The sequence below is a fragment of the Nostoc sp. FACHB-280 genome, assembly GCF_014697615.1.
Taxonomy (GTDB): domain Bacteria; phylum Cyanobacteriota; class Cyanobacteriia; order Cyanobacteriales; family Nostocaceae; genus Nostoc_B.
The window spans coordinates 40,327-64,141 of the sequence record NZ_JACJSD010000002.1 but is presented as its reverse complement, the minus strand read 5'-3'; the positions used below and the strand labels follow the sequence as shown (position 1 = coordinate 64,141).

16 protein-coding genes are annotated in these 23,815 nt (G+C 39.5%); 7 read left to right on the top strand and 9 right to left on the bottom strand.

The features are described 5' to 3' along the window. Positions 1-351: 351 nt before the first annotated feature. From H6G75_RS02105 to H6G75_RS02090, 4 genes are all read right to left on the bottom strand, one after another. Entirely contained in the window at positions 352-3,465 is a 3,114-nt protein-coding gene (locus H6G75_RS02105; protein ID WP_190978357.1) for an ABC transporter transmembrane domain-containing protein, read from the bottom strand. Positions 3,466-3,837: 372 nt separating this feature from the next. Next, positions 3,838-4,437 (bottom strand): helix-turn-helix domain-containing protein, encoded by a 600-nt coding sequence (locus H6G75_RS02100; protein WP_190978356.1) that lies wholly within the window; start codon positions 4,435-4,437, stop codon positions 3,838-3,840. Positions 4,438-5,381: 944 nt separating this feature from the next. Beyond that, positions 5,382-6,116, bottom strand: coding sequence for a peptidylprolyl isomerase (locus tag H6G75_RS02095; protein ID WP_190978355.1), 735 nt, complete (start codon positions 6,114-6,116; stop codon positions 5,382-5,384). A gap of 749 nt (positions 6,117-6,865) precedes the next feature. After that, the gene (locus H6G75_RS02090) at positions 6,866-7,291 is read right to left on the bottom strand and encodes a HetP family heterocyst commitment protein (protein ID WP_190978354.1); all 426 of its coding nucleotides are present in this window, start codon (positions 7,289-7,291) and stop codon (positions 6,866-6,868) included. 763 nt (positions 7,292-8,054) lie between these two features. Between H6G75_RS02090 and H6G75_RS02085 the strand changes: the two genes are divergently transcribed. Next, a complete protein-coding gene (locus H6G75_RS02085; protein WP_190978353.1) occupies positions 8,055-8,309 on the top strand; it encodes a hypothetical protein in 255 nt (84 codons plus the stop codon). A gap of 307 nt (positions 8,310-8,616) precedes the next feature. On the opposite strand, the gene H6G75_RS02080 is transcribed toward H6G75_RS02085, so the two are convergent. Next, positions 8,617-11,643, bottom strand: coding sequence for a cysteine peptidase family C39 domain-containing protein (locus H6G75_RS02080; RefSeq protein WP_190978352.1), 3,027 nt, complete (start codon positions 11,641-11,643; stop codon positions 8,617-8,619). 723 nt (positions 11,644-12,366) lie between these two features. Here H6G75_RS02080 and H6G75_RS02075 point away from each other — a divergent pair. The 3 genes from H6G75_RS02075 to H6G75_RS02065 all read left to right on the top strand — a co-directional run bounded on the left by H6G75_RS02075 (position 12,367) and on the right by H6G75_RS02065 (position 16,471). Further along, positions 12,367-13,023 (top strand): class I SAM-dependent methyltransferase family protein, encoded by a 657-nt coding sequence (locus H6G75_RS02075; RefSeq protein WP_190978351.1) that lies wholly within the window; start codon positions 12,367-12,369, stop codon positions 13,021-13,023. 46 nt (positions 13,024-13,069) lie between these two features. Beyond that, positions 13,070-14,158: an aliphatic sulfonate ABC transporter substrate-binding protein gene (locus H6G75_RS02070; RefSeq protein ID WP_190978350.1), complete on the top strand. Its 1,089-nt coding sequence runs from the start codon at positions 13,070-13,072 to the stop codon at positions 14,156-14,158. Positions 14,159-15,073: 915 nt separating this feature from the next. Next, complete coding sequence (locus H6G75_RS02065) at positions 15,074-16,471, top strand: AAA-like domain-containing protein (protein ID WP_190978349.1); 1,398 nt, start codon at positions 15,074-15,076, stop codon at positions 16,469-16,471. Positions 16,472-16,726: 255 nt separating this feature from the next. Here the strand turns inward: H6G75_RS02065 and H6G75_RS02060 are convergent, their stop codons facing one another. Beyond that, complete coding sequence (locus tag H6G75_RS02060) at positions 16,727-17,422, bottom strand: SAM-dependent methyltransferase (RefSeq protein ID WP_190978348.1); 696 nt, start codon at positions 17,420-17,422, stop codon at positions 16,727-16,729. A 119-nt stretch (positions 17,423-17,541) separates the two neighbouring features. Continuing rightward, the gene (locus tag H6G75_RS02055) at positions 17,542-18,639 is read right to left on the bottom strand and encodes an iron-containing redox enzyme family protein (RefSeq protein WP_190978347.1); all 1,098 of its coding nucleotides are present in this window, start codon (positions 18,637-18,639) and stop codon (positions 17,542-17,544) included. A gap of 418 nt (positions 18,640-19,057) precedes the next feature. Between H6G75_RS02055 and H6G75_RS02050 the strand changes: the two genes are divergently transcribed. Next, a complete protein-coding gene (locus tag H6G75_RS02050) occupies positions 19,058-19,723 on the top strand; it encodes a DUF4142 domain-containing protein (RefSeq protein ID WP_190978346.1) in 666 nt (221 codons plus the stop codon). Between the two features lie 65 nt (positions 19,724-19,788). On the opposite strand, the gene H6G75_RS02045 is transcribed toward H6G75_RS02050, so the two are convergent. Both H6G75_RS02045 and H6G75_RS02040 read right to left on the bottom strand, forming a co-directional pair. Further along, complete coding sequence (locus H6G75_RS02045) at positions 19,789-21,627, bottom strand: penicillin-binding protein 2 (protein WP_190978345.1); 1,839 nt, start codon at positions 21,625-21,627, stop codon at positions 19,789-19,791. A 59-nt stretch (positions 21,628-21,686) separates the two neighbouring features. Then, complete coding sequence (locus H6G75_RS02040) at positions 21,687-22,304, bottom strand: hypothetical protein (protein WP_190978344.1); 618 nt, start codon at positions 22,302-22,304, stop codon at positions 21,687-21,689. A gap of 481 nt (positions 22,305-22,785) precedes the next feature. Here H6G75_RS02040 and H6G75_RS02035 point away from each other — a divergent pair, with 481 nt between their 5' ends. Both H6G75_RS02035 and H6G75_RS02030 read left to right on the top strand, forming a co-directional pair. Further along, positions 22,786-23,037: a hypothetical protein gene (locus H6G75_RS02035; protein WP_190978343.1), complete on the top strand. Its 252-nt coding sequence runs from the start codon at positions 22,786-22,788 to the stop codon at positions 23,035-23,037. 246 nt (positions 23,038-23,283) lie between these two features. Next, positions 23,284-23,616: a hypothetical protein gene (locus tag H6G75_RS02030; protein ID WP_190978342.1), complete on the top strand. Its 333-nt coding sequence runs from the start codon at positions 23,284-23,286 to the stop codon at positions 23,614-23,616. Positions 23,617-23,815: the final 199 nt, after the last annotated feature.

Genomic DNA, 23,815 nt, shown 5'->3' with positions numbered 1-23,815 from the left:
AATTTGATTTAGGAACTAATAAAGGTCAGGATTTGTTTAGATTGGGTGTAACTAATTTAATGTGAAGTTACACATATTTTGATCCCCCTAAATCCCCCTTCAAAAGGGGGACTTGAGGAAAATTCCCCCCTTTTTAAGGGGGGTTAGGGGGGATCAAGAAGTGCTAATAATCACAACCAACCACTTTTCAAACATCCTCTAAGGGTATAGGGGTGTGGGGTGTAAGAGAAGAATACTATTTTATAACTATGTCAAGGTCATTTTTATTCTTTCCCTTATACCCCTACCCCCTCACACCCCTAAACCCTTACGGACTTAATGATCAGTCTTTCACTGAATACGAAATAAGTCCTATGTTTGCGCCAGTTGTTGCTGGTTGAGATAAAAATAATGACCTTTTCTGGCAATTAATTCGTCGTGAGTGCCACTTTCAACTAATAAGCCACGATCTAATACCAGAATTAAGTCTGCATGACGCACGGTGGAAAGGCGATGAGCAATGATTAAACTTGTGCGTCCTTTGAGGATGGTTGTCAGGTTATTTTGAATGATGCGTTCAGATTCAGCGTCGAGGTGACTGGTGGCTTCATCTAATAATAATAAACGCGGATTGCCGAGTAAAGCACGAGCGATCGCAATTCTTTGTCGCTGTCCACCAGATAACATTCCGCCACCTTCACCAATTTGAGTTTCGTAACCCATTGGTAATTGTTTAATAAAGTCATCTGCACCTGCTAAACGCGCCGCTTGGATAATTTCTTCTAAGTTAGCTTCGGGGTGAGCAATGCTGATGTTTTCGCGGATTGTGCCACCAAATAAAAAGGTGTCTTGGTCAACAACGCCAATTTGAGAACGCAGCGATCGCAAAGATATACTAGTCACATCGTGAGCGTCAATTAAAACTTTACCATCTGTCGGCGGATATAAGCCTAAAATCAATTTAGATAAGGTAGTTTTGCCCGAACCACTCCGCCCTACTACAGCTACGGTTTGTTGGGGGTTAATTTCAAAACTGAGATTTTCTAAGACATTAATATCACTGTCTGGATGATAGCGAAAGGTGACATTTTCAAACTTAATATGTCCTTGCAATCTGGGTAAAGTCTGCCGGGGATGATGTTGTAAATCTTCTTCTGGTTCGGCTTCTAAAACATCATTAATACGCTCGGTCGCAATCATCACTTCCTGTACTTGATTCCACAACACCACCAATCTTTGGAAAGGGCGAATAATATTACCCAAAAGCATATTAAAAGCCACTAATTGTCCAATTGTCAGTTGATTTTGAATTACCAAAGATGCCCCAAACCACAGCAACCCTGTACTAACTACTGTTTCAATTGTGGCACTGAAAATTTGCAGTTGATTGCCGACAATTTGCCCGCTAAATGTCTTTTTAATCAAATTATTCAACAATTCTTCCCAATGCCAACGAACTGTTTGCTCAATGGACATCGAACGAATTGAACGAATCCCCGTGAGAGATTGAATTAAATAACTATTTTCGTTAGCAGTGGCGGTAAATACTTCACGGCTAATTCGTCTTAAAAATGGTGTAGCCACCAGTGCCAACAGCATAAACGGTGGAACAATACATAAGCTAAGTAAAGCCATTGATGGGCTGTACCAAAACATCAACCCGACATAAATAAATACTGTCAGTAAGTCTAAGGTGATAGATAAAGCTTCCCCAGTCAAAAAACGCTGAATTTTTTGATTTTCCTGGACGCGAGACACAATATCACCAACGTAACGCGATTCAAAAAATGCCAGAGGTAAACGAAAGGTATGTTTGATAAAACCTACCAATAAAGATAAGCTGATGCGATTTGCTGTGTGATCTAAAAGATATTGTCGCAGTCCATTAATAACGACGCGGAATAATCCAAAAATCAACAATCCTAAACCCACAGCATTTAATGTCAGGGTGCTTCCTTGAACAATGACTCTATCTAAAAGTAGTTGCGTAAATAAAGGTGTCACTAATCCAAATACTTGAATAAATACCGAAGCAATGAACACTTCTAACAGCACTCGCCAATGGGGTTTAACTAAATCAAAAAACTGCCAAAATTGCAGATTTTCTTCCTCAGCTTCTTTGAGTAAGGTTGTGGGTTGGAGTAATAAGGCGTAACCAGTCCACCCTGCTTTAAATTCACTGACTGTCAGATTGCGTTGTCCGATCGCCGGATCACCAATAATTACCCTTTTCTTGGTAATCTCATAGACAACGACATAATGTTTACCTTCCCAATGTGCGATCGCAGGTAGGGTTTGTTGTGCTAATTTATCCAAACTCGCTTTGACGGGACGAGTCGCAAAGCCCACACTCTCAGCCGCAGCCGTCAAACCTCTCAAAGAAGCACCACCACGGCTCACATTGGCTAACTCTCGCAGTCGATTAATACTTAAACGCTTACCCCAATAACGACTCACCATCACCAAGCAAGCTGCACCACAGTCTGCGGCACTTTGTTGTTCAAAAAAAGGATACCGTTTCGTCAATTTTCCCCACACATGAGTTGCTTTCACCGTCGGGTTAGGAAAATAAGCTTGACGCAGCTTCTTGGGCTTCGGCGGTGATAGGGACTGAGAAATTCCTTCTCCCCTGCCCCCTGCCCCCGGTTGGTGAGCGACTTGCCTTGAGCGAAGCCGAAAGGAGCCGAACCACTGCCCCCTGCCTTCCTCTTCCCCCCTCCCCCTGCCCCCTGCCTCCTGCCTCCTGCCCTCTTCCCCCGCCAAATCAGCCAACTGCGGCCAATACGCCACAGCAGTTTGCCAATCAGCATTGTGTAGACTATAGACAATGGTTGGTTGTATAGCTTGCCAACTGCCTTCTTGGGGATATATATAGATATTGCCGGATGTTAATATCCGCCCGTCAGCGTGGAGTAATTTGCCGCGCCGCAACAGCCAAAGTCTAGTATCTTGAAATAATTTGGCTGGAGGTGCGCCAGTATCTAAATTGTGTCGCCGGAAGAGAGATAAAGCCTGAAGCATCTCTTCCACAGAGCCATTGAGGGTAATGGGCGCACTTTGGCAACATAATAAGAGTAAATTCCAAAGTTCTGCTCTTTTTTGCAGGCGATCGCTCATACTAGGATATTGCTGCATCATCACCTGCAATAGTGCTTCCGGTAAATAGCCCAATTTCAGGTTAACAGAAGCCCTCGCCACGTAAGAACAAAACTCTTCTTCAGGAAACAACGTTGATTCACCAAATGCACCCCCAGTTGTCAGGGTAGTAATTAAGTTATTGGCATTGTCCAACAGTCTCACTTTCCCGGTAACAATCATATAAATCCCCGGATTTGCCGTTGTTGCTTGCCAAAATTGTTTAGCAACAGGCGGTTCGACAATTTGCACTTCCGTCAAGCATTTTTCCATATCTTGACTTGATAATGTCTCGCCCAAAGTATGAGTAATTTGCTGCGCTAACTGTTCTTGAGAAAATCCTAATGGCATTTGCTAATCTCCAGAAATTAATAGCAAGTCGCGGTTGTAGAGACGTTGTATAAAACGTCTCTACTTGGGGTGAGGCTAGAGAATAGGAATGCTATTTCTGAAAGCAACTTAGTATAAATAACAAACTAGCCTCAAGCCCCAATAAGGTTCAAATAACAAAACTAAATCACAACTAAACCCACAAATAATGACTCAACAAAAAACGAAAAAATGATTTTGGAGGGGGTTTGGGGGACGGTTGCGTCCCCCAATCGGGGGCGTGGGGGAGCCACTGCGTTGAGCGGCTTTGCCGACTTGAAGCATGTGGCGTGGAGAATCCCCCAAATCTTACTCTTTGTCTAATAGATAGACCTTCATTACCTTAAATGAACCTTATTGATTTGTCTGCATTAAATTAAATGACCAAGGAAAAGTCGGTTCACTGTGAGTTTGCAAGTCACTAATGGTAATATTGTTATCTTTTGTCTCTTCTGTTTTTTGTTGGTTGGAACTTTTAGGTTTAGTCGAAAGTCCCATTTGTTTGAGTAGGCGGTTAACATGGCGATCGCTAATCGAAATCCCCAATTCATTTGCTAAATGTTTGCTTAACCATTGAGCTGTCCAATAAGTAAATGCGTAGCCGTAATCACGCGGACTATGACTTACCAATTCTTTCAATCTGTCGATATATTGAGCATTGACAATTTTTGGTCTCCCAATTGGTCGCTCATTCCATTTATGTGCTAAACCTGCTTCTGCTATGCCAATCCAGTAACGTGCCATTTCTTGAGAACAACCTACAATCTCACATATTTGAGTTTGAGATTTCCCCATATCTGCCAGTAACATAATTTCAATTCTGCGGAGATATTCTGGTTGTAAATTACTTTGTAAGTTTTTCAACAAAGCCTTTCTTTGGAAAGGTGTTAAAAACTTACTATCTTGCGGATCATAATTTTCCAAACCTTGGTATTGGCTAGAATAGTTTGACATAATTACTACCAGTTATTGTTGACAATTACTGTTCGATATGAAGTCAGACTCTGGCAATGATGAAGAGATAAATTTACTCTTGAAAACCTGTTGATTTAGAAGGCTGACTTCTGACTGATGGAAGATGAAAAATTTTAGCCGACGTTGAATGTTTACCCCTTGAATTTACAAATAATCAGGGGAAGTTTTCATATTACATTTGTTCGGACAATCTAGGGTTTTGTGTGAATAGCTGCTACTGGAATCATCTAATTACAAGTATTTCTAGTAGTAACTATTCTACCTGTGGAGAAAAATTGTGTTAAAAACTGCGCTCCTAAATTGTGAGCGCAGAGCATTGAGCAGTAGTAGTTTATAAATCTGACAAAATATTTGGCCAGCATAGCTGTTGTTTGCCTCAATAAACAGCAGTTTCTGGTAAACACCTAAACACAATAAACGATGAACTAGTAAGACTGAATAATTTGGCAAACTTTCCTATAGTTTGGTGTAACGCTGGTACTTAGTTTCACAAAATTGCTTGATGAGTATAGGAAAGTAAGCTAAGAGAGAAATTTTGCCGAAAACCTGTAGTTCCTCACTTTGTTAAGTTAACCTAACTGTTATTCTTTTAAGAATTTTTCTAAATATAGTCAATAGCTTTTATGAAAAAAAGGTGAACTTAATGAAAAAAATATATTTTCTTTATCAAAAGTTTAATAATTAGATTTATCTCAAATACAATGACTAATTTTTAGGACAAAAAGTAGATTAAAAAATATGGGAGTAGTTAATATATCTGTAAGTATTCATTATACAGAATATAAAAATCCGCAGCGGTTACAGTTGAATGACTTATACTCCTGATACTAATATAATTTATACCGTTTCTTTACGAAGATGTAATTCATCTGTTGTTGTAGAGAAGTTGTATATAACATCTCTACAACTGCAAACTCACTGATTTATTTAGTCTTAAGAATACATGCCAATTCTGTCTGCAACCAATTTTGAAACATCTTATCCATAATCTCTTGATATCTTTCTTTGGTTAATTCAGCCGGGATAAATTCTTCAACCAAAAAAAGGTGATAACCTTGCTCGGTTTTATAAGGTAATGTTACCTGTTGTGGTGCCGCTCGAAATACAACAGTGGCTATATCTGGTTGAAGTGCAGAACGATAAACTATACCTTCATATCCACATTTACGCCGACGATAAATATCGATATCATAAATTTTGGCGGCATGATAAAAACTGATTTCACCATCTTCAATTTGATAGTATAGCTCTTGTGCCAATGTTTCTGAGTCAATGATCATTTGATACAAAATCACTTGCTCAAATTCGGCGCGATTTCGCTGAAAAAAATGCTCTACTTCATTAGCAAATAATACCTGTGCGAGTTTGTGAGATAATAGGCGATCGCAGATTCCCCTTTCCCAATCTTCAGGCGTAATTAATTGATCAGCTAACCATTCCAGTGTATCTGCGGCTCTTTCTAAATGTCTTTCCCGGCGCTGCTTTTCTGCTTCTGCTTCAATTTCTGCCGGAGTGATAGTAATATCTCTGGCCTCGGCGGCTTGCCGGATAATTTTGTGAAATAAAATATTTTGAGATACTTCCTTCAACCTCATTTCTTTTTTGAGGAATTGCATCACTTCCTCTGATTCAGGCAAAACTTTTGACCAATCACTCATAGATATTAGTACAGCTTAAAAATATACCAACTTACATAAAAAACTGGAAGCTATTTGGGCTTTTAGCTTCCAGCCAATACTGTATCCATTATGTGTTATTACAGCAGAGATTATCCTGTTTGGTAGAACTAGGATTTAGAGCATCAAAACAAAAGTGTAGTAGTTATATGCTCTCTCAGTCACAACAACTGTTAACTATTAGGTTGTCTATTTCTCTGACTACAAAAGTATGGAAGGCTCTACTAAGTTTCCCCCACCATAGAGAAACTGACTAGAGGGCATTGAAAGTAAAAGTTGCGGAAATCCAACTTTTTAACTTGTTGATGCTCAGGCTTCCTGAGAAACAAAACCACCAATAGCAACAGTTTGATTGTCTGTCTTGGTTTCAGAGTTATGTACTCTCTGGGATACTGACTGCTTCAGCAAAAACAATCAGTTAAATGTATTTCATAGTCAGATATTCAATGATTTTATCATTGTTGATGAGCTTGTTAACTCATCTGCTCTATGTATAATTTAAATGATATTGATAGTTTAAATTTGCCATTTTGGCACATTTTGGTAGATATTTTTATCCTTAATTGCAATCTTTATAACAAGGTTAAACTGGACTTTCCATGCTCTAGAAGCTTGAATCTATGACAACAAAACCCACCTTGAGAGATTGTCTCAAAGATGGGTTAGTTAATTGGAAACAGTATAATTAACGTGATAATTTTACATAAATTTCAATAATTAATAACATCAGGTTATCTGCTGTTTGTTAAAGTTCTACATGGGTTATCGCTATTTGATGCGGATGTTTGGGGCTGTTCTTCTTGATTTTCTTGGGCTAACCATTGCTCCATATTACCCCCACGAATTTCGGTTTTTTGTTTACTTACTACCTCAAGATAAGTTAAGTCTTTAATTTTGCCCAAGCAATTAGTTGCTACAGATTTCTCAGCAGATGATACTTCTTGTTGTTGCGTTCTATTTGTGGACGAATTTTCTTTGAGCAATCTGTTATAAGTGCGATAAGGAATGTAATGTAATGGGTTGTAACCAGCCACACGTAGCATTAACACACATGCCCAAGAATACTTACCAGCGAGAATTGCTTCTACTATTTGGTCAAATTGTTGGGGATTGATACCTTTATTAAAGTTACTGACGCTAGTTAGATTGTGATTCATAGTGTTAATTGAACTGGGGAATTAGGTGTTACAGGTAGTCAATAATTAATCAATAGTTGTTGCAGTGATATGTTGTAACAACTACCCTCTAAAATTATGTTTAGTTTTAGCTATAAACCTGTGGAGAATGACTAAATATAGCTGTGAAAGCTGTTTCATTCCTTGTACTGAGGTTAGAACTGCATGTGTTCTGATGATGATGTCCATGAGCTTGACCTTGGAGTAGAAAGTTAACTGTATTTGATTTAGTAGTTAGTTACTTTTCAACTTTTGGTAATGTCATTTTAATGACTATAAAAGTGTGGCTTGGCTCTTGGTAGACGCAGTTTTACCCTCTGTTTAGGTTCTCAATACTTAGTTTAATCTACTGCCCTGATAATTTTACCGTATAATCTTTCGCTTTAGTTTTTCTAGCAAAGCTTGGTGAAAATGCTCTAGTTTTCCCTGAGAACTTCAAAGTTATTTAGCAAAAAAATTAATAGCTACTTTAGTATTTATACTACGTTTTTTCCTAAATGTCATCTTCTCAATTAAAACTTTACCAGTGAAAAATACTGAATTTTTATGATGTCTCCATTTGTATTATCCAAGTTTTAGTATTGTCACGGATTCGCTGTTTACTGAGGGGTTTGACCCCTCATTTATTGTTCATTAGAAACTTTTATTTGGTTCAAATTCATATAGAAATTTACCATTAACTTGTCTAATAAACAATCACTAAATATCGTAATTCCGAGAGCATTATCAATAACAAAGTAATTTTATGTATTTGGCGTTGTTAAAAATATTTTTAACAAAATATAAATTTCATCCGGGAATTATGTACAACAATTATCTGCGGGGGTTGGGTTTAGGGGTAATACCATTTCACTTTAAAAATGATACAGATATGAAAGCATCGCCTCGACTTCTCCTGACGGAGACGCTGCGCGAACGCTCGGCGACCGGAAGACGAGTTGCAGAGAAAGTGATTTGTATCAGTAATTTCGTGAATTGGTATAAAGGACAATACAGTTAGTCTGGGGCTATACAAACAAAGCTTGCCTAGCCTATCGCCTTCAAGCCATTTCCGCTTAAGTAGAGCGACGTAAATATTTGTAGTTGGGTAAAGGCAGGAGGGAAGAAGATTTTAGCTTCATTAACCTTTCTTAATATAGTTGGGTTTTCTCACACCGACTTAGCTAGAACTAAAGTGAACCAAAAGATCCCCGACTTCTTGAAGAAGTCGGGGATCTGAGCCTCTCGATTTTCACACATCAAATACGATTGCTGTCGAAGTGTTCCCTTGTCTCTGTAGAAACACTTTCTTAACTGAACTGTGTTAATTAATCAATACCTTTGGTTGCCATCAACTTGTGATGGGTGCCTTGTTCAACTAACATACCTTGGTTGAGAACTAGGATATTGTCGGTATGGCGCAGACTAGAAAGCCGATGGGAGATGATAAAGGTAGTGTGGTGCTGATTTAAACGAGCTAATTTCTGGTACAAACAACGCTCAGATTCCGAGTCGAGACTGCTACTAGCTTCGTCTAGAATTAGAATTTTGGGGTTACTGATTAAAGCACGAGCGATCGCAATTTTTTGTTTTTGTCCACCAGAAAGCCGCAAACCTCTTTCCCCGACTGGGGTGTTGTAGCCTAAAGGTAGTTCGCGGATGAAACTGTGAGCTTCGGCTAATTTGGCGGCGGCGATCGCTTGTTCAGGACTAAAATCTGGATTATACAGAGTAATATTTTCTAAAATCGTCCCGGAAAACAAAAAGTTATCCTGTGGGACAAAACCTATTTGACTGCGTAACGATTGCGGCGATACCGTACTAATATCAATGCCATCAATTAAAATTCGCCCACTTTCAGGACGATATAAACCAGCCAGCAAATTGACTAAAGTGCTTTTACCACAACCACTTTGACCAATTATCCCGATGGTTTGTCCTGGTTTGACGCGAAAAGAGACATTTTGCAAAGTATGATGCTGGTCATCAGGATGATAGCGGAAACATACATTCTCAAACTGCACTTCACCGCGAATCGACGGCATTACCTGTAAGGGTTTTTGGGGATTTTCTTCTGGCTGAGAATCTAAGACATCGTTAACTCGCTCTACGGCTGTTAATACTGCCGGTAATTCATCCCATAACTCTAACAATGCCAACACAGGATGAATCACATTACTCATCAGCATATTGAACGCCACCAATTTACCTAGTGACATATCCCCAGTGATGACTAGTTGCAACCCACACCATAAAACAACTGTTGTCGCAATGTGACTAACTAAATTCCGCAGCATTTGTAAGACATTGGCTAACTTCTGTCCTCGTAACCGCGTCTTAACCATTGTCAGCAACCGCTTTTGCCAATATGTCTGCACTGAACCTTCGGCGGCGGCGGCTTTGACGGTGACAATTCCTGTGATGATTTCCCCTGTGGCAGAATTTTGGCTGGCGGATGTTTGCAAAACTTCCCGCGATATCTGCTGGAGGAATGAACTTGCGCCTACAGTCAACATCACAACGGGGACAATTCCACTCACAACTAATAAAGTTAGTCGCAAATTGAGGTTAGCCATCACCCCAAAATAAACAAAAATCATCACCGCATCAATTGGACTAGTAATAGCGCGACGGGTAAAGAACTGTTGAATTTGGCGATTTTCGGGAATGCGGCTGAGAATGTCTTCGACTTGGCGAGTGGTAAAAAACTGTAATGGTAGCTGTAAGGTATGTTTGACAAAACCACCAATTAAATTAACATCGATGCGACTGGCAAAATAATCGAGCAGATATTGTCGCTGTGCATTTAAAACAATACCCCAGACACCCAAGCATAAAAAGCCGAGTACAAAAGCATTTAATGTGGAAAAGTTTTTCAGTAATAGTATTTGGTCGAGAACAACTTGGGTAAGTAAGGGAGTCGCCAACCCAAATACTTGCATGACCAGAGAAACCAGAATAATGTATTGAATAAGTTGGCGATCGCGCTGTAATGTCTGCCAATAACGACGTAAGGAAAGTTTCTCGTTTTTGCGGCTGTGAAAGTTGGCGGTTGGATCTAATAAAAGTGCGTATCCTGTCCAATTGGCTTCAAAGTCTTGGCGTGACAGCCATTTTTTCCCCTTCGCTGGGTCAGCAATTAATATGCGATCGCCTTGAATTTGCCAAACCACTATATAATGATTGCTTTGCCAGTGAGCAATCCAAGGATTAGTTTGCGACTCTAACTTAGTTAAACTCGCCCGCACTTGTAATGTTGTGTAACCCAATGTTTCGGCGGCTGTGGCTAAACCCGCTAAAGATGCGCCTGTAATATCTATGGCTGCTAAGTTGCGTAAACTATTGAGGCGGAAGCGTTTACCCCAATATTGGCTAATCATTGCTAAACAAGCCGCACCACAATCTGATGAACTTTGTTGCAAAATCAAGGGATATTTTCGCCGTGGTTTAGCTTTTGGCTGTTGGGGAAAATCAATTTCTGCGACTGGGGGAATTTCTGCTTGGGAAGATTCCGGTTTGGGAAGGGGAATTTGGGTAATTTCGGAATGATCAATAACGGCGACTTTTGGTTGTGGATTTTGACTAGTAAATACTTGGGCTGATTCCCACTGTTCAATCGGTAGCTGGTAAACTAACAAGTCTGTCTCCGCAATTGCATCGGGAGATGTCACATCAGGATATCCCCAACTATCACCAACTAAGAGTGAGGTTGTTCCCCCAGCTAACCAAAAACGTCCCGCATTGGCTGGTGTGGCTGTATTTAAAGATGCGCCAACGGGAATTTTGCTAGTAATTATATTAGGTAAGAATTGCCGTAAACTTGCACTGTTGAGCGATCGCAATTCTGTATAACTTTTAAAAAAAATCAGTGCTTGACGCTCAACTGCTAACTTTTGCCAGTGCTTTTGGAGATTTGGTAAGCGTTGCAACCACAGTTGTAAATCGGCAATTGTAATTTGCGCTACAAAACCCGGACTAGCACCAATGGCACGGTATGATAAAGGGCGATCGCAAAACAAATGATCTGCGCCAAATGTCTGTTCTGCTAATAACAACTGTGAAGAAACTTCCCTACCCAAAGTTGCATCAAAACTCAATAAACGCACTCTACCTTGACATACCAAGTAAAAAAAATTGCTGTTGTCTGCTGTAGCTTTATTCTCAGTGTATCTAGTTAAATTATCACCTAGTTGAAATTCCTGAATTGTCCACAACGGAATAAATTCTGCTACTAAATCTGTATCCTCTGCAACTAAGTTCAAAAGTTTAATAATGATTGCTTCTAAAGTATTAGACTGCTTTTGTTTATTAAATTTTAGTTCTCCTTGAACGCTGAACGAAGAAGCAGGATTCATGATTGATTAGCTGTTCTTTTTGTAAGTTTTTTGATGTTTTTTGACGTAATTTTATCAAAATATAATTCAGTATTTAGAAGACAGACTTTAGTATTGAATTCTGTGAAATTTACAGATGAATCACTCGTTTTTTGAGCAATCTAATCATTGCTTTTGACTTCTTAATTCTTATTAAGTGAGAATTTTTAGGCGAGATATAGCAGCTTGTCAGTCATGTTTTTGCCAATTTATCTGTGCTTAAATACTTTTTATTTTAAACATAGGTTATTTGCTATTAGTAATTGAGCAGATACAAGTGAGCATTCTTGTGATTGGTTCTCGAAATATGTCAGCGAGTATTCAATTTTTCCTGAGTGTTACTTACATTTTCTGTTCATTTGTGCAACACCCGGAAAATAAAATGACATTCTCGAAAGCTCAGATTTGTGCTGGAAACACAGTGCTGCTCAAGACAGGAATATTAAGTCAGCTACGGTTTTTAGAATGTAACTAAAGTTACTGTTTTTTGGCGATCGCTGGTTGCTTCACCACATAAATTATTCAGCATTGGTAACTTTCAATATCCGTATTCAACACTTGGCGATCGGACTTGATTTAACTGTAATTTCTGTGATAGCCTGCTTTTACATATAAATACGGTAAATCTACCGATGAACCGTATTTTAGTACAGTGTATGAATCACTGTGCCTCCTTCTAGTTTGCGGAAACGGAAATATCAGCTTATGCCAAAAGACTGGTTTGAATGGCACGACCTCTACCAAACAGAACCGAGATTGCAGCAGCGTTTAGAAATTGTGCGAGAATTTATCGCCCACAGTTTAAATTTCTCTCCATCAGGCGTAATTCGTGTAGTCAGTGTCTGTGCTGGAGATGGACGAGATTTACTAGGAACTTTAGCTAATCACCCACGCGCTCAAGATGTTCATGCACGACTTGTAGAGCTAAATTCCCAACTCGTAGAACGTGGCAAAGCAACTATAGAATCATTGGGTTTGACAAAACAAATTGAGTTCATTAATGGTGATGCAACTGTCGCCTCTAACTATATAGGCGCAGTACCAGCAGACATTGTGATTGTTTGTGGCGTTTTTGGTAATCTTGCTGACGAAAATGAACTCAATCGCTTATTAGGAAATTTGAGTTTCCTAAGTAAACAAGGTGCTTTTATCATTTGGACTCGCGGACATTCCAATGGTATTCCCCACTCTGAAACAGTCCGTACATCTTTGCAACAAGCTGGGTTTGCAGAAGTCAACTTTAAGCTGACAGCAACCAGAGATATGGGTGTAGGCATTCATCGCTACCTTGGTGAAAACCTGACTGAACCCAAAGAGCAACAGTTTTTTGTGTTTTCTGGTGTTGCCAATAGAGCCAGGTAAAAAATTATCTCTCCGTTATCAATTAATCTAGCCGTACAAAAAAATTATGGTCGCTACAGTTAAACCCCAATATACAAACATTTTTCATCGTGTTACACGGTTGTTAGTTCCAGGGTTGATGAGCATTGCAACTTCATTCACATTAATTAGTTGCACACAACCAACTCCAAAAGCAGAAACTTCATCTACCGCGAATAACGTATCTGATGTCAAGCCAGCAGGTATCAAAACCAAAGTCTTGCGGATGGGGTATCAACAAGCTGGTGATTTAGTCAGGGTGACAAAAGTATTAGAAAAACGTCTAGAACCGTTGGGAGTGACAGTGGAATGGTCACAATTTGCCCAAGGGCCACAACTGATGGAAGCGATGAATGTGGGCAAAATTGATTTGGGTTCTGTTGGTGAAACGCCTCCCATCTTTGCCCAAGCGGCTGGGGCGCAGATTGTCTATGTTGTTGGTTCAAGACGTAGCGAAAATAGTGGTAGAAGTAGTGCGATCGCAGTACCACCAGATTCACCCATTAAGACTTTAAAAGATATCAAAGGACAAAAAGTCGTCTTCCAAAAAGCATCAGCATCTCACTACTTTATTCTCAGAGCTTTGGAAGATGTCGGTTTGAAATATAGCGATATAAAAGTTTTGAGTATTCCCAACGTAGAAGCGAGCAGCGCCTTTTTAGAAGGTAAAATTCCGGTTTGGGTAACAGGTGATCCGCATCTAGCCAGAGCCGAAAAATTAGGTAAAGCCAGGATTTTGCGAGATTCTCAAGGCCTAGACTCTCCAGGAGGATATTATATCGGTGGCAAACAATTTGCTATAGATAATCCAGAATTGCTGCGAATAGTGATTGAAGAGATTGACAAAATTCAACGCTGGGCTGAGGCGCATCCCAAAGAAACCGCCCAACTCATCGCACCTTTTCAAAAACTACCCCCCGATGTGATGGATTTAGTCATTAGCCGCCGTAGTTATGGTTTAAGAGCCATTTCTCCCGATTTAATCCAAGAACAACAGCGAGTAGCCGATTATTTCTATAAAAATGGCTTACTTCCCAAACCTGTGAATATTCGAGAAGCAGTGTTAACCCCAGAACAGTACGCTGCAATTACGCCACCCACCATCAGCCAAAAATAGTATTTCAGATGATGTTCACATTTGATTGCTGCAAAACATACTCTTTCCTCATCCCTACTTCCAGCCTGTACAGATAATTTCAAAAATCAAATACGAGTCCTACAGACAGCTATTTTGTGTGATTTAGGTTTTCATCCCCGAATTATTTTTTTAATTTGGGGATTTTTACTTACGTGAGAAACGTTGCTAAGAATACATCAGCTTCATAATAGCGATCGCATCATTAATCAATAGCATTGATCTCATCTCGTGTATTTACTGAAAGCGTTTATTATGATGTTAATATGTTGTAAGTTGATTTAGAGGATGTAATCAGAAAAATCAATAGTTTAGATAGAAAAATTAATTAAAAGCTCAAAATCTCACAAAATGGTTTAAAGTACAGTAAAATGTCTGATAACTCACTTAAAATAATAAATTTGGGGCTGAATAAAGCCTGAAATACCTGATAAATCAGAGTTTACAGTGTTTTAGACATTTTACATAAGACTAAAGTACTAATTTTTTCTAACTTAAGCTTTCAAGCTTATTCTGCAACAAATTTAATTTGCTAAGTATAACAACCTGTTAAGAAATGGTCAGCAATTTCATACTTTTGTAATAATTTTCACGGTTACTTTCAGTAAAAATACTGTATCAAAATTTGGTTTTTTATACAATGCTCTTGTTGGTGGTTTCTACGGTTGTTAAAACTTTAAATTTCGGAATGTTTGACGCTGTTTAAATTCTTGGAGTAGTTGGATCATCAGATTCTACAAAACACCTCTTGCAAAATTTGTGATTTGCGTGCTTCTATTCGTATTTTTGCGCTTATCCTCCGGGAAAGCACACAGGGAAATGCACAAGGCAAAAAGTATTGATGCAAGAAGTTAAAAGTAGATTTTGTGTCCCCAAAAAGTTGTTGGAACACAGCCTATGCAAGTGAAACAAACTAAAAGCAAGAGAAGACGAGGCGTTGTACTAACTCCTACCGGACTACAACGTTTGCAGGAAGCGATTGTAGCTTGGGAGATGGCTAGAAAAAAAGGCGATCGCTTAACCCTACAGGAACTCAGCACACAGATTAGTATTTCGACAAAAACTCTCAGTCGATTGTGGTCTTTGAGCAAAGCTGTAGATCAAAAAACTCTCAAACTATGTTTTAGTGCCTTTAACCTCAAATTAAATGAAGAAGATTACGCTGTTTCGAGTGCAGAGGATGAAAGTGAAATCGTAGAATTTCTACCTAGAAATTCATACACACAACTAGAACACTCGCCTCGACTCTCGACTTATGAAATAGGAAATCGTTGGACATATCCAGATGGCCCGGTAGCTTTGGACTCTCCCTTGTATATCGAGCGCCCACCCATAGAAGAACTAGCTTATCGAGAAATTACCCGACCAGGCTGTGTAATTCGGATTCGCTCTCCCAGACAGATGGGAAAAACTTCTTTATTGCTACGTATTTTAGACTTTGCCCAGAAGCAAGAATACCAGACTGTTAATGTCAATTGTTATCAAATTGATGACTCTTGTTTAACAGATTTAAATAAGCTTTTACGTTCTCTTTGTTGGCAAATTGCCCAGCAATTAAACATTGAGCCTAACCTAGATGAAATGTGGGATGAAGAAGTTGGCTATAAGTTAGTTTGTAGTTTTTACCTGCAAAAGTATATTTTTAAACAGATCGACAATCCCATATTGCTGGCTTTAAGCGATGTTGATCGCTTTTTTGAATATCCTCACATAGCTCAGGAATTTTTTGCTTTATTGCGTTCTTGGTGTGAAGAAGCCAGACAAAATTATGGTTGGCAAAAACTGAGATTAGTCGTGGTCTACTCCACAGAACAATATATCTCTCTAGATATTAACCGTTCACCATTTAATATCGGTCTGCCTATACGTCTTGGTGAATTCACACACTCACAAGTCCAAGATTTAGCTAGGAGATACGAATTAAATTGGAGTTCTGGTCAAGAATCTGCGGAATTAATGTCTTTAGTTGGTGGTCATCCAGCCTTGATTCAACTAGCCTTGTTTCATCTTGTCTCTGGTAGGATAACTCTTCAAGATTTGATTGAAGAAGCAATGGTCAACGGTGGTATCTACCGCCATCATTTGTGGCGACATTGGTTGAAACTGCAAGACTATCCTCATCTGATCAAGATATATGCTGAACTTGTCAAAACCAAACTAGGTCTAGTGATTGACCCTGTGGATGCTTATAAGCTCGACAGCCTAGGATTGATTAGTTTTGATGGCGATCGCATCTTACCGCGATGCAAACTCTACCGCACTTACTTTCAAAAACAACTATCTGCTTTTATCTAATAATTTTTTGATATCAAACTTTTGAATTCATCTCTTACCTAATCTCTATCTCATCTATCAAGTCTCAACCTGATCAAATAACAATCAAATTTCATTTTTGAACTATAAGTCAATCCAGTTCCGATAAGCTTTTTTGTCTTTTACTCTTCTCTTATCTCCAACTGTAAACTTTCTCAAATTAACTGTATTGGATTATACGTAGGTAAACATTCTCAATCCAACTGGTAGTGAATACCCAGCCTACATATTCCCAATCTATAAACTTGTCATAACTTGAGTTAATTTATTAGCTAAATCAATATTTGATACTTGAGATTTCTGAAATAGTACTCCAGCTAAGAAATAATAATCTCCAGAGTAAAATGCCTTATGATCTTTTTTTAAATCTTCTATATGTTGCTTGACTTTTGGCTCAGAACTATAGTAACCAAACTGCAAAGGTAAAATCACAAATTTATTGACACTGTAGCCGTTCTCTTGGGCTGTTTTAATAGTACTAATAGGATTGGAATAACTAGAAACTAAAACCAAAACATTTTCATAATCTAAAGATAACAACTCATTGGTAATTGATGCTCCATCTATACCGCCAAATAATAATGGCATATAGATATCATCATCTGGAGCAGGCAGATAGGGTGGATTAGCTACAAGATAATCGGCTTGAGGTTTATCTGAGTCAAATAAACAGGAGTTATGAATAATATATTTGCTAGTTAGATTATATTCATCTATAGTTAAGTTTGCAGCTTTACAGGCAGATGTATTCAGTTCATAGCCTTGAATTAATCCCTCAAATTTATTTCGCAGTAGTGAGTTAATGACTGGGCTGCCATCGCCAGAACCAAATTCAACAATAGATGCCGGATTGTGGCAATCTCTTAGGACAAAATTTTCTAAACAGTTGGAATAGAAGTTAGATTCTTCTGGGCAGAAAAATATATCTTTCATGTGATGGTAATAGTTCCTGAAATTAGAGTTGTGACTTGTATAAAGAGACAGAAATTAGCCTGGAGTGAATTATGTGTCACTCAAGCAGAATCAAGTTGGCAAAAATTTAACTTGGTAAGTTATCTTGTTGGTAAATTTGCTTGTTCGACTGCGCGAATAGAACTAACAACAGCTTGAGCAGCGCGATCGCTCATGAGTTTCTCTTGGTCGTATCCTAGTAATAATTCCCACGCATCATGGGGATACTGCTCGGCTAAAGGTAAAGCTACACTGTCTAACATCCATTGACCGTGGCGTTCATCTTCACGGATGTGCAGTTCCCAATAACCCATTGCTGCATCTGAAAGTTGTAGTCTTTGCGCTGCTGCTAAATAATTTCTGTAAGCTGCTGGGCCTGCTACTTCAAAATAAGTTAATGCGCCACTATAACGCAGAAAATAACGTTTACGTTCGGTGGTTAAAAAGTTTTGATTCGCACAAGCTAACACTTCCCAAGGTACTAAATCAAAATAACCTTCTGGTTCGGTGTTCATTTCAAACTCGGCTAACATTTGGGCAAAAAATGTTGAGTGCTTGCGAGATAAGCGCCCATTGCCATATTCTTCTAAAAATACCCGCACCAAAGTACATTGCACTTCATTGGCTGTACCGCCTAAAATCCGCGATAGACGACTACCTTCCACTAAACCATCAAATGAAGCGATCGCGAGTAAATGACAATAGCCAATTTCACTCATTTGTTCACGGATGTAGCGACTTTCTGGTGATAATGGCGGATCTAAATCAGAGGTAGCGCGTTCTACTAATGCTTGTTTGACATCTAATTTTTGTAATGTTGGTAAATCAATTTGAGCTAATTCCCAAGCTTGCCAAGCCAGTTCAATTTGATGCCGACAACAACTTAAATAAAGCGATCGCTCATTGGTATAATGGCGTAAATCGTCGTACCAAAATAACTTCAGACGATTAATCCAATATAAAATTCGTTGCAGAAATAAATGAGCGCGATTATCTGTGCTGCTATTTTGATAAGCTGCTACAATTGCCGCAAAGAGTGTTTGTTCAAATTCTCTAACTTTCGTTGCTACTTGATGTAGTTGATTATCTAAATCATCTATTGCTAGTAATTCTAAAAATAATTGTTCAGCTTGGTGATAATCATTAGCTGTTTTAGCTTCAATCTCAAAGTTAGGTAGTGTCAATAAATTGCTTTGCATGGAATCTTAGATAACTTGGCTCAAGAGTAAAAATATTTTTATCTCTAATATCTAAAGTTCCACAGTTCAGATTTATTAACCTCTTTCGGTAGTTATAAACAAATATTAACTCTAGAGATACAGAATTACAAATTTATCATTTTCTGGTTGCATACCAGTTGGTAAAACTAGTAGTACTGACTATATTTCACACACCCTCAGACAGAGCTAACAAACTTACGCGGGTGAGGTATATCTGGGGGTAGGTATTTTCTGAGAACATTTTTTCTATATTCGAGATAAACCAACAAATTTAAAAATATAGATAAGCTATTGGACATTTAACTGGCATGTTTTTGATTTAGAAAAACAAGTTAATTATTAGTTTGATGATTCTAAATCACTGTAATTGTGAGCTTTTTAGAAAAAAGGACGAATTATGTCTAATTTAAAATTATTGTCTACTAGTTTAGTGGCGATCGCTTTATCTCTAGCCACTGGTTGTACAAGAACTCCCCAGCAAAATCAAAACATATCTGAAGCTCCATCTGGTGCAACACAACCAGTACAGCTAACTGAAAGTCCATCCCCCACAGCATCACCAACTACATCAGGACAAAATAATCTGAGTTCTTCAGACAGACAGTTTATCAATGAAGCCGCGCAAGGTGGTTTAGCAGAAGTCCAACTAGGACAACTAGCATCACAACGTGCAGCTAACAATGCGGTAAAACAATTTGGGCTGCGTATGGTGCAAGATCATACACAAGTGAACAATCAACTCCAACAGTTAGCTGCTCAAAAAGGTGTAAAACTACCAACTACTCTCAACAGCGAAAATCAGCAACTCCAGCAACGCTTATCTAAGCTTTCTGGTGCGAAATTTGACCGCGAATATATGACTCACATGGTTCAAGATCATCAAAAGGATGTTTCTACATTCCAAACTGAAGCAAAACAGGGGCAAGATCCAGATGTGAAGGCATTTGCAGCCCAAACACTACCAACCCTGCAAGAACACTTGCAACAGGCTCGTTCTATTGTTAATGCTGGCGCTAATACAGGAACTTCAACTAGTAGCCCCAGTCCCACTAATACACGGTAATTTGTAATTAATTAGGACTTACACATTTTTGAGTCAGCAATCAGTTGCAAACCTATGTGAAACTTTTACCTTGGTGTTTCGGTGGGGGAATTTAACTGTTCTGGTGGTAGATGTTCTAGAGGAATTAGGGTTTCCATCACTGATTTGACAATTGGTGCCGCGACAGTAGAACCGTAGGCGCTTTCACCCTTTGGTTCATCAACAATTGCCAAAATTACATAGCGCGGAGATTCCACAGGCAGAACTGCCACAAAGCTGGTGATTCTTGCACCAGGGATATAGCCACCATTCGGACTAGCTTTTTGGGCTGTACCTGTTTTACCACCAATACGATATCCAGCAATTTTAGAAGGTTTACCAGTACCTTCAGAAACCACTGTTTCCATCATTTCCACAACTTGCTGGGTGGTTTTCGCAGAAAAAATTTGTCTTGGTGTGGGAAGTGTTGGTGAATAGTGCATTTTGCCACTGCTATCAACCAGCCCGCGCACCACATGGGGTGTGACTAATTTACCACCATTAGCTAAAGCTCCATGCAGTTGTACTAGTTGGAGGGGAGTGAGTGAAAAACCTTGTCCAAAGGAGGCGGTTGCCGGTTCAATGGGTGAGGCAATAAATCTGGCTTGGCTTTTCAAGGAACCACTGACACCAAAAGGCAAATCTGTTTCTAATGGTTGTCCTAAACCTAGACGTTCTAACCAAGTGTAGTAAACAGAAGGGCGCAGCTTTTGAATGATTTGCACCATCCCGATGTTGCTGGAATTTTGGAGAATTTGAGCAATATTAATTCGCCCATAACTGTTGTGTTGAGCATTTTTAATTACACGGTCAGCGACTCTAATAGAACCTGGGTCATTAAAAGTATCATTTGGTTGAATGACACCATTTTCTAATGCGATCGCGACATTTAATGGTTTGAATGTTGACCCTGGCTCGTAAAGGTCAGCTACCGTCCAGTTTTTAAATAAATCAATCTTCGCTTTACCATAATCATTGGGGTCATAAGTCGGCTGTGACACCAGTGCCAGTAAAGAACCATCCAACGCATCCATGACAATCACAGCCCCACGTTTAGCGCGGTACTTGTCTACCTGGGCTTTTAGCGCCAAGCGAGCCGCCCTTTGTAAGCGTGTATCAATTGTGAGTTGTAATTTCAAATCATCCGCATGGAGAAAGCCCTCCGGCGCATCATCTGGCTTTAATTCGCCTCTGCCAGACTGCATTAACCGTACCTTCTGCACAGAACGTTCTAGCAGTTTTTCTTGACTATATTCCACACCCGCTTGACCACGACGTTCCAAATCTACGTAGCCCACCACATCAGATGTGACATCAGCTTGTGGATATAAGCGTGAGTATTTGGGAATGAATTCTAGGCCATTTAAGCGCAGAGCAATCACGCGCTCGGCAATTTCTTCGGGTAGCGCCGGCATCAAGATAATGCCACTTTTGCGACTTTGAAAAGTTTTCACTAACTCAGCCGCATCTTTAGCAATGATTGGTGCTAACTTCTGGGCGATTTCTTCATTAGACTTATCAAACAGTTTAGGATGGGCATAAACAGTATATACAGGGCGATCAACTGCCAAAACATTATTATTGCGATCGATGAGCAAACGACGCGGCATAAAAGACCGCAAACTCACCATTTGTTGATTGCGTGCCTTCTGAGTGAGTTTTTTGCCTTGGAGAATTTGTAAATTATATAAGTTAAAAGCTAAACCTAATGCTGAGAATATTAAAATAGCCCAAACAATTAACAGCCGAGTTTTGCTGCTTTGTATCGGTTCTGGGGCTTTTGGTGTGAGTTTCTCCAGCAATCTTTGTCGGGAAACTTTCTGCCGCTTTGTAACTGCTGGATTGCGAGAATTTCTAAATTTTAATCTACTGGATGACTTCTGCATCGGCTTCGTCCTTTGTTATTTGTCATTTGTCTTTGAGAAATGACCAATGACTATTGCCTTTAATATCCCAACGGTGAAGAAGTTGGCTGTTGTGTGGGAGAATTGGGTGTCGTATTCGATGGCGAAGAATTAGCCGTATCAGGCGCTGAAGGCAAGAAAATTGTTTTATCTGGTGTAGGTGATACTAATCCCGCACTTGGCTTTTCAGCTTCTTCCGCCATTTTGTTTTTTAACATAGCGTTGGTTGTGGTTAATTGTCGCTCGTTACGTTGGAGATTTTGCAAGCGGCGGAACTCTTGATTCCACAGTTCTTGAGAATAAACTGTCCAACCATAAACAACCAGCGCCACTGCAACTAATAAAAACGTCACCACAGATGAGTAACGATGAACAGTGTACAACCGCAACAACCAAGTTGGTAAAACTTCCGCAGTCGGCACATGAGAGACTTTGGATGCAGTTAATTCTGGTGATGCTTTGGTTGTCGGAGTCGATAAACTTTTGCCAGTCCGTCGCCGACGTTGTGGCGATACTACTGGAGATTGCCCTGAAAGTGGGGATACACTGCTCATAACTGATCCCCGAACAGGAGAGCGCCGTCTTGGCGCAGTTGGTTTAGAATTGCGCCCAAACCAAGTATTAGTTGCAGATACAGCCGATTTACGAACAGCAGCCATAAAATTTTCTGGGATAGGAAATACTGTATTTTAGTCTGTTTATTTAATTTTGCTCAGGTTAGAATCGCCTTTTTTGGGATCTGCATGAGTATAGCGTTAACTGTCAACTATGTTTAAATGTTTTTGAGATATAACAATCCGTTGAGAGTTGCACAACCATTTGCTTTTCTCTGCCTCCAACAGTAGTTGATCAATCAAATAGATATCATCAAAGATTCCCTATTGGATCACTTGACATTTTAAGTAGTGCATCTCAGTATGGCAATACAAGACAAAAAACAAGCTACTGATTGCGATCGCCTACTCATCATTTGATGTTTTTCGTCATCAATCTGCGGCATCATAACTCAAACATCAATAATCAGCCTTCAGTCAGTTTTTAAATATCTCCTACACAGGTAATTCAACAATTCGCAATAAATAGGTTATCGTAGTCAAAAGGCACAAACATTTGATTGCCATAATTGGTGAAAGAGGAGTTATGAAAACAAAAATCTTTGGTTTAGCTCTAATGTTAAGTTTGGCGGCAGTTTTAGGAGCTTGTGAAGGTGGTGGTAATACACCTAGTGCTACAACCTCACCAACCGCTACAGGTGAACCCACTGATACTGGGTCTACGACTTCTCCCTCTGCTGCGCCCACTGCTGAACCCACTGCTACGGCATCCCCAACTGCTACGGCATCCCCGACTGCTACGGCTTCTCCCACCGCAACCCCTACTAAAACACCTTAGTTCTTTGTCTGAAGTTTTGTTTTCAGACAAGCATTTGGTCTTGCAGTTTACGAAAATTGCTTGAGTGCTTGGGTACCAAACAAGAATCAGCGTATTCTTGAGAACGCGGCTACCCAACTCAAGCGCAATTCATACATCTGTATAAACTCAAACAGCAGCAAATGGACACTGGTAAAGTCGGTTAATACCACAACCAAGTGTCCATTTCAATTTTTAGCGCAGTCAGTATGACTTGAAAGTGATGCAATGAGGAAAGTAAAATCTCATAAGCGAATCATATTGGGGCTATTGAGTCTTGTCTCTAGTCTGGGTGTATGGTTAATTAGCCATTGGGGATCAGCAGTTGTGGCTTTACCACCCCCAGAAGACATCCCAGAAGAAATTTTACGGACAGAAATAATTATAGATGCGCGATCGCCCATCGATGGCAAACCAGTCAGTGCTGCTGAGTATGCAGAACTACAAGCACAACTCCAAAAAGTTCCGCCACCAAAATTAACCACCAATCTGCGGCAAACAGTCTTTCTACTGCGGATACGTAATGCTTTGCTGAAGTTATTCCCCTTTTTAGATTTGTAGTGATAGCAGGAGGCACTCCGGCAAAACCGGAGAAGTCAAAAGTAAAAAACCAAAAGTCAAAAGTATTCTTCATTTTTGACTTTTAATTTTTGCCTTTTGACCTTCGACTGCTACCCCTTATCCCCGATGTCCCCATCTGATGTACGATAACGGTGGCAATAAATTGCAAATAAATGTAAAGAATAGATATAGATATTAA